Here is an 8,874-nt window from a genome sequence, read left to right as displayed (position 1 = left end):
GGTTTACGTGCTATGTCCTTTATCCAGTCTGCTTTGTAGCTTCTATGTCACCCCTTCAGGTCTAACGTTAACGTGGCGATTAGACTGCACCTCAAATAAAACCCGGCAGAGAGCATTGCCCTAACAGTTCAATCAATGGTCATTAGGAACGAATTAACCCCTATATATCTCTAGAAACGGTCGATTTTCTAGTAGGTTGCTAGCTACAAGATATATGGGGGCAGGATTGAATCAGAAGCCAATGCCTCACGTAATGGTGAGGATATGCTGACGGATTCACGATTGTTTGGAAAGAATAGGTTTAAGTAGCAATGAATAAGTCTAATACAGAGTTATTAAAAACTACTGTGGAATGGAAGAATATCCCGTGGCGTAACATCGAACGGGTTGTCTTTAAGTTGCAAAAGCGCATATTCAAAGCCGCACAGCGTGGAGACCATCGTGCAGTTCGCAGGCTTCAAAAAACCTTGATGAAGTCCTGGTCGGCAAAGGTATTAGCCGTTCGCAGGGTAACTCAGGATAATCAGGGCAAGAAAACCGCCGGAATAGATGGAGTTAAAAGTTTAACTCCTCAAAAAAGGCTGGAACTTGTAGACCAACTGAGATTAACCGACAAAGCAAAACCCGTTCGGCGTGTCTGGATAGATAAGCCCTCAAAAACGGAAAAACGCCCATTAGGTATACCCACAATGAACGATAGAGCAACCCAAGCTCTAGTAAAAGCTGCCTTGGAGCCAGAATGGGAAGCTAAATTCGAGCCTGATAGCTATGGATTTCGACCCGGACGCTCATGTCACGATGCAATTGGGGCAATATTTATTGCAATCCGGCTTAAGCCCAAATACGTACTAGATGCCGATATTGCAAAATGCTTCGACCGCATTAACCATGATGCACTGCTGAGAAAATTGAATACATTCCCCACCATTCGCCGACAAATTCGTGCTTGGTTAAAAGCGGGAGTGATTGACTGGAGTACCGAATCAAAATCATCGTATACTCCAACATCTGAGGGCACGCCACAGGGTGGTGTTTTATCACCACTACTAGCCAATATAGCTCTCCACGGTATGGAAAACCGGATTAAACAATATGCCGAAACTCTGCCCACTAGGGCTGGATATGGCAAAAAGGCTAACAGGGGCAGCCTTAGCCTCATTCGGTATGCTGATGACTTCGTAATTTTACACGAAGACAAAGCCGTCGTCCAAAGATGTCAGCAGATAATAATTGATTGGTTAAAAGACATGGGTTTAGAACTTAAGCCCGAAAAAACCAGACTTTCGCACACGCTCATTGAAGAGAGTGGTAATGTCGGGTTTGACTTCTTGGGGTTCCATATTCAACAATATAAAGTTGGAAAATTCTCCTCTAAACAAGGGTTTAAGACTATCATCACCCCTTCAAAGAAAGCTTTGAAAGAACACACTAACAAAGTGGGGAACATCATCGAACAGCATAAAAACGCTCCGAAAGAGGCGTTAATTGCTAGACTTAATCCAGTCATTACAGGATGGTGTAATTACTACAAAACTGTGTGCAGCCAAGACACATTTGAAATGGCTGATTTCGTCACTTTTCATCAGCTTTTTGGATGGGCAGACAAACGTCACCGCAGCAAAAAAGCTGCCGCCGAATGGAAAAAAAGCGGTACTAGGAATTGGGTGTTTGCGTCCAATGATGGACAAGAACTCAAGCAGCATGATGCCACACCAATTACTAGGCACGTAAAAGTGCGGGGAGATAAAAGCCCCTATGACGGAGACTGGGTTTATTGGAGCAAGAGAAGAGGGGAGTACCCTGGTACAATGCCCTTATTAGCAGACCTCCTGAAATCACAAACAGGGAAATGCTCTCACTGCAATATGTACTTTACTTCAGAAAGTTTGATTGAAATTCATCATGTGGATGGAAACCACAAAAATAACAAAAGAACTAATTTGAAGGCTGTACATAGACATTGCCACGACATTATTCACGCCGAATGGGAACCACAAGTATGGGAAATGAGAAGTGATGATTCTTATCAATCCATCCCCTAATCCTGAAACATCGGAAAGCGGTACACATGACAAGTGCCAAACAAACGAGGAGCCGGATGAGGTGAAAGTCTCACGTCCGGTTTTGAAGGAGAGTTCGGGTAGGTGACTATCCGTTCGACTCTAACCATGGTATTCTCATCATCACCGATGCCAGGGCACGGCAACCGCAATCATTTCCATCAGCTGATAACTTTACTGATGCCGTGCCCCTACAGAATACAAATATTCCAACAACAGAACAATTTGGTAAACCTGTTCCTGGTTCTATTCCTACAGTTATTCGTTCTTTTAAATCCGCTGTCACCAAACGGATTAACCTGATGCGAAAAACGCCATATCCCCCCGTTTGGCAACGCGATTATTACGAAAGTATTATCCGCGAAGATGGGTTGGATAATGTTCGCCAATATATTATCAATAATCCTGTTAAGTGGGCAGAGGACGAAGAAAAGCCTTCGCGTCACCCACATGAACCATTAGATTTAGGTTTATATTTTTAAACCCACATTATGGGAACATCTATAATTATTTCGTGCAGCAAATTATGTTCCCTGTAGGGGCACGGCATCTACAGACTTTCAGGAAAACCGACATTTTATCGGTGCCGTGCCCTTACTTACCCGTGTACTCAACTCCAACCCCCAATTTCCGCCTCTGTTAACGGCTTCTCTAACTTGCTATATTCTGTCTGCGCTGCTCGCAGTATATGCTTCATCTGCACAGCTTCTCCCGCGTCAGCAGCTAAAAATGCTGCATTTAACGCAATATTCCGAATATTACCTCCAGCTACGTTGAGTCGTGCCAGTTGTACCACGTCCAAGTTTGCTGTAGGTGTATTGGGTGGAAAAATCCGCCGCCAAATCTCGGCTCGTTGGGCTGCATCGGGGAAGGGAAACTGCACAACAAAGCGAATGCGGCGCAGGAAGGCGGTATCAATGGCACTCTTGAGGTTGGTTGTTAACAGCGCCAAACCTGGGTAAGATTCCATTCTTTGTAGTAAGTAGCTTACCTCAATGTTGGCATAGCGATCGCGAGCATCTTTAACTTCGCTGCGTTTACCAAATAAGGCATCAGCTTCATCAAATAATAAAATTACTCCGCCTTGTTCAGCGGCATCAAATACGCGACGCAGATTCTTCTCTGTTTCGCCAATATATTTACTAACTACCGATGATAGATCAATGCGATAAAGGTCGAGGCGTAATTTATTAGCTAGTACTTCCGCTGCTAGAGTTTTACCTGTACCACTAGCACCTGCAAATAAAGCACTGATTCCCAAACCCCGCGCACTCTTCGCACCAAATCCCCATGTGTTATATACAGTACTTCTTTGTCGCACATGAGCCGCAATATCACGGAGAATTTGTTGCTGGTTCTCTGGTAATACCAAGTCGTCCCAATCGGCAGATGGTTCAATCCACTGTGCTAGCTCATCCAAGCGCGGTCGTGCTTGTAAGCGGCAAGCATCCCATAAAATATCGGTGAGGTTGTTTGACTGTGGCTGTACTAATTGCCCTGCGGCTTCTGCACAGGCTGCATAAATGGTTGCCGGACTCAAGTTAAACTGATCGACTAAAATTTTCACCTGCCCGTTGAGTTGAGGTGCAATTTCAGATAACGCTTCTTGCCAAACGGCTCCTTGTTCTTTAGCTGTGGGTTGCTGCACGTCAAAACTCACTACCAAGCGTTGTGGCAAACGCATTCTTTCTCGACTGCTGATGAATAAAAAGCCATTTGTGTGTTCGATGAAATGTGCGATCGCATTTATCCGCGCCCCATCATTAGTATCTAGTTCATCGCAGTCTATCAGTAAGGCGCTTTTACTTAAAATTGTCTCCCGCGTCCACAGGCGGATGAGGTTATCTAATTCCCCTGGTAATAGAGGGATGACTTGTGCAGGCATTACCCACAGATGCAAATTCTGGAGTTGACAAATTGTGGTTGCAATGGCACGTTTGCTACTAGTTTGGACACCACATAACTGGACGATAGGTAAGTTATTTGCCTTATAAGTTTGGTTCCATACCGCTGTGACTCGCTCTGCCAAAGCTTGGTGTGATGGGACTAATTCCCCCGTACCCGGTAATGGCTCGATAATACCAGCCAGTCGTTCATCGAGATATTGAATACCAACTAAATAATGTAAAATCCGTTCGTCAATTCTTAGCGGACTGAGGGTTAAGGCGTGGGCTTCTCCAACTTGAATTAATCGCCAACGACGTAAAGGTGCATTAGGAGCGATCGCATCCCAATGGACGTTAGGTAACGCAGCTAAAGCTAAACTTAGGGTAGGATAAGCTCGTTGTGCATCTCCTTGAGCGATCGCACACAACCGTGCAAAATCTCCACTCAATTCCATACCTGCACACAATAGCAGCAAGTCGCGTTCAAAGGCTGACAGCCCAAACATCCGGCAGAGATTATCTAATGCCGATGGTGTAGGCATAGCCGCGGCTGCTGCTTGTAAAGATTGGTGTTGGGCGTTCTCTTGGTTTTGTAGCTCGGTAGGCTGCTGCGAATTCGTTGTATAACGTTCTAAAGCACCACGTACCACTGCTAAGGCTGCTGATAGGTAGCGCTGGTTGGCATCGTGCCAATTATTAATTATTGTTTGAGTATTCATGCAATTATCACCTGTGGTGCATCGTATTCTCCAGCCTGATTCATGTGCAATAGACTTTCCGCGCCGTCTACTCGCACCCTGACAAGATAAGTTCCTGGCTTGATATCGTTTACAGGAATCTTTATAGCATCGGTTTCTTCATTGTGTACCGCCACAGGAAAAGAGTAGACAACAGGACTGTTATTTGACATTTCATTAAGTAGTAAAATTACCCTTTGCGTCTTGCCAATTTTGGGCTGAAATTTCACGGTAATTTCTCCTGAGCGTAAATTTTCAGCGCTTTTTTCTACTTGAGCAATTGTGGCGGTGATTTTGGGATGCAGTACAAAAGCTGCAACATTTGATTCAATCTGCTGCTTTTGCCCTAGATTACTCATTTTCAGGTGTACCACTTGAACTCCCTGTACGCCTGCGGATAAATCTGGCGGTACTAGCAGGCTAATTTGCGTTTCTTTCACATCTTCTGGTACTAGCAATTTCTCTGTATTGCCTAATCGGATTCTGGTAATTTCACCACGTAACCGCTTACCGCGAATTACTAATATACTGTCTACAACAATTAATTGCTCTGTTTCGGCTGGGGCGATAACTTGCTCAATACTTGGTTGCAATAAAGACATCATACATAAACCCTCAGCTTTAACAGAGTCTTCGCTCTCAATTAAAACCATTGATGCTTGATAACTAGCTGAGGGACGATAGTGAGTTTGTAACGCCGACCATAGTTTAGAAGTGTCTTCCATGTTAAAAAACTCGGGAGAAAGTTTAATCTGTCCAATTTGTTCAGCTAAATCCGAGACAGACACACCAACTAAAGCCTGAGAAAAAACATTGGACGTACTTCGTGTAGATGCATTTTTCAAAGCATTAGCGATCGCACTAGTTGCGATCGCAGGTGTTCGATGCAATAGTTGCATTGCGTACCCCAGTAAAAGCTCTGCTTGAAAGTCTTTTGCGCCGTAGGCTGTAAGTAAGTAATGCAGGTCTAAAGCTAGTGGAGGATTTGTAGAGCGTGTGCTTTTATTTATCCGGGAGTTCTTGCTACGAAATTCCTGAGATACCCAATCAACATTGCGATTTTGTGTGACTTGATAGAGAAATAAATTGAGTTGAGCACGCTCATCAGTTCCGACTGTAATCAGATCCGGCGGTAGAGCAGTCACAATCACGTCACCAACACTAGCAGTAATCGAGTCACTGACTAGACCATTTTCCAGCAAGTCTTTGAGTACTGCTGTCACAGCGGCTATCGAGAGTGCGTTACTCATCCTAATTCCTCACGGTACTAGCACTTATTGAGCGTTTGAGTCAGACAAAATTCACGAAAGATTTTTTGCAAAATATTCAACATTCTGCTCAGTGGTGATTCCTGATCAAGCTTATAAAAATATACAATTTTATTTTGTCAACTATCTATTGATATATTCAATAAAACTTTGAGTAAACTCTACCTTTGTTATAAAATTTACAGATGATTTTTTGAAATCCACATATTAGGGTAGGCATTGCCCACCATATCCAGGTTTTGGTGGACATTGCCCACCTTGAGAACTACGAATTTTTCATAGTTTGTGTATCAAAGTATGAAACTTTGATGCGTAGAGTCTGTCAATGAATAAGGTATGTAGCCTTTAGATTAATACGTCATAATTGAGCTAACAAAGCTCTCAATGAATTCACGTTAAATTTAACATTAGGAACAAATTGACACTACCATAAGTCGTGCTTTTAAGCTTTTATTAAGCATTTGTATCAAATGCCCAGCTTTGGTTAAAGTTATTAATATGCTAAGCTGAACGTAGATAAATTAATAAACATGAGTAATAAAAATTACTATTACCTAAATATTATTCGGCAGAAAAAAGTTGCTATGTAAGTAATATGTATTTTTGTTTCCAAGTAAAACTTTAATGTAATTAGGATGGGTTCTCTCAGATGACATCGCCACCATCTTCAAATTCGTGGAATGGGCGCTTTATAGGTGATAACCAGCGATACCGTTTAGACAAACGGTTGGCTGGTGGTGGCATGGGTGAAGTCTTCCTGGCAATGGATACCCGTGTAGGTCAGCAGGTAGCATTGAAGCTATTGAAAGATACGCTAGTGCCCTCAAAAGAGATGCGAAAGCGTTTTGAGCGGGAGATAGCAGTCTGTGCAGCGCTGCAAAGTGACCACATTGTTAAGATTAGTGACTGTGGCGTAACAATTGAAGGTCATCCATTCTACGTAATGGAGTATCTGCGTGGACAGACACTGCGACAATTACTGCTGCGTGAAAAGCGGTTATCTGTAGAGCGGACTGTAGGTATTATTGCTCAAGTTTGCAAAGGTTTGCAGCTAGCTCATGAAGGCGTGACTTTACAGCGGGATGGCGGCAAAAGCACAGAGCATATTCAGGTAATTCATCGCGACCTGAAACCAGACAATATATTTTTAGTACCAACAGATTTAGGAGAGTGGGTGAAGATTTTGGATTTTGGTGTTGCTAAAATCCGCAATGAATCTTCGGAACAAACTAATATAACTAATACATTTATTGGTACGTTTCGCTACGCAGCACCTGAGCAGCTCCAAAGCGATAAAAACTTGGACGCAAGGGCAGATATTTATAGCTTGGGATTGATCCTCTACGAAATGCTAGGTGGATCTGATCCATTTGGTTTAAGCATCAAAGCTAATAATATCAGCGAAGCCTCTTGGGTATTAGCCCATGCCTATGAGCCGCCCAAACCACTGCGATCGCAACGTGGATGCGAGCATTTATCTGTGCAACTAGAGGCTGTGGTGCTCAAATGCTTGCAAAAGAATCCAAATAATCGCTTTGCCAGTGTAGAAGAACTGGATCGAGCTTTGCAGGCTGTGGCTAAACCGATCGCTCTTAATGTTAACGTCGATTATCAAGAAGCGATCGCTCTTCATCCAACTGTACCCAGACCGCTGACACCGATTGAGCAGAGCCAACTAGAAGAGACCATGCCTCCCTCTCAACCTGTGTATCATCAAGGAGTAGATGGGGAAACCATACTGCGGCCACTGACACCAGGTGAACAAATCCAAGACGAAGACGATACAGTTATTTACTTGCAATCTTTGACTCATCAAGGTTCAGATGGAGAAACCATACCGCGATCGCTGACAGCAATTGAGCAAAGCCAAGGGCAAAATGAAACCATACCTCGTCCCCAACCTTTGTATCCTCAAGCTTCAGATCAAGAAACCATACCGCGATCGCTGACACCAATTGAGCAAAGCCAACCAGAAGGCACGATTTTTCAGCCGCGTCCTGGGCAAAATCAAGGTTTAGATTCGGAAACCGTTCCCCGACCTTTACAACCGTTCGCCCAAAGCCAAAACGACACAATTCCTCGTCCCCAACCTATGCCAAATCAAGGTTCAGATGGGGAAACCGTTCCGCGACCTCTGCAACCGTTCGCCCAAAACCAACCAGAAGGGACAATTTTTCAACCACGACCAACACCACATCCAGACATTAATCAAAATTCAACTGTTTCCCCTGAGAGTAATCCTGAATTCAGCAAAGAAGGGACAATTTTTCAGCCACGCCCTGCATCTCGCCAAGGTGAACAACCAGCATCAGAAGGGACATTGTTTCAACCACGTCCTGTACCCCAACCCCAGCCAAAACCGGATGGTGGTACAATTTTTCAACCACGCCCTACGCCCCAACAAGCTGGTCAACCAAAACCGGATGGCGGCACAATTTTTCAACCACGTTCTGCATCTGGCCAACTTGGTCAACCAACACCCGATGGTGGCACAATCTTTCAACCACGCCCTGGACAAGTAGCAGGGGATGGTAGCACAATTTTTCAGCCTAGGACAAACAAACAATCACCTCAGAAACTTTCTAGCAATTTCTGGCGAATTCTAGGGGTAGTGTTTGCGATTGGATTTGCCTTAGCAGGAGTCTTTTACTTCTACCCTCACTTACAATCGGGTAAAGAAAACGATCAGAAAACTTGGCAGAAATTCAACCATGTATGGTGAGCCGAAAAGGTTACAATACCGTTCGGTTAAGAAATTTATCTATAGGGGCAAGCAGGGGGAGCAGTAGGGCCGTTTCATTCGTAATGGTATGTATTTTGTCAATATGAATGGCGATAAATATCAGGGCAAAAGTCATAAATTGTGGCTCTACCGTACTTGTTATGCTAAATTCATAGTCTTTAAGAGGGAACAGGTGAAGCA

6 protein-coding genes are annotated in these 8,874 nt (G+C 43.9%); 3 read left to right on the top strand and 3 right to left on the bottom strand.

Translation table 11 applies throughout. The features are described from left to right. Nucleotides 1–311: 311 nt before the first annotated feature. A complete protein-coding gene (gene ltrA / locus BV372_RS31380) occupies nt 312–2,042 on the top strand; it encodes a group II intron reverse transcriptase/maturase (protein WP_086690910.1) in 1,731 nt (576 codons plus the stop codon). A 203-nt stretch (nt 2,043–2,245) separates the two neighbouring features. Beyond that, nucleotides 2,246–2,542, top strand: a complete 297-nt coding sequence (locus BV372_RS31375; RefSeq protein ID WP_086690909.1) for a transposase — start codon at nt 2,246–2,248, stop codon at nt 2,540–2,542. 128 nt (nt 2,543–2,670) lie between these two features. Here the strand turns inward: BV372_RS31375 and BV372_RS31370 are convergent, their stop codons facing one another. Together BV372_RS31370 and BV372_RS31365 are read right to left on the bottom strand one after the other, a co-directional pair. Beyond that, a complete protein-coding gene (locus BV372_RS31370) occupies nt 2,671–4,665 on the bottom strand; it encodes an ATP-binding protein (RefSeq protein WP_086690907.1) in 1,995 nt (664 codons plus the stop codon). Continuing rightward, entirely contained in the window at nt 4,662–5,933 is a 1,272-nt protein-coding gene (locus BV372_RS31365) for a DUF4255 domain-containing protein (RefSeq protein ID WP_086690905.1), read from the bottom strand. The genes BV372_RS31370 and BV372_RS31365 overlap by 4 nt, the downstream gene beginning before the upstream one ends. Nucleotides 5,934–6,600: 667 nt before the next feature. On the opposite strand from BV372_RS31365, the gene BV372_RS31360 reads away from it, so the two are divergent. Further along, entirely contained in the window at nt 6,601–8,673 is a 2,073-nt protein-coding gene (locus BV372_RS31360) for a serine/threonine-protein kinase (RefSeq protein WP_086690903.1), read from the top strand. Between the two features lie 10 nt (nt 8,674–8,683). Here BV372_RS31360 and BV372_RS37255 read toward each other — a convergent pair. Then, nucleotides 8,684–8,874 (bottom strand): hypothetical protein (locus BV372_RS37255; RefSeq protein WP_218776793.1); only part of this gene is annotated, 191 nt, incomplete at its 5' end.

Source organism: Nostoc sp. T09 (assembly GCF_002154695.1).
GTDB lineage: Bacteria > Cyanobacteriota > Cyanobacteriia > Cyanobacteriales > Nostocaceae > Aulosira.
The sequence above is the reverse complement of the archived record's forward strand: the minus strand, read 5'-3'. Positions and strand labels throughout refer to the sequence as shown.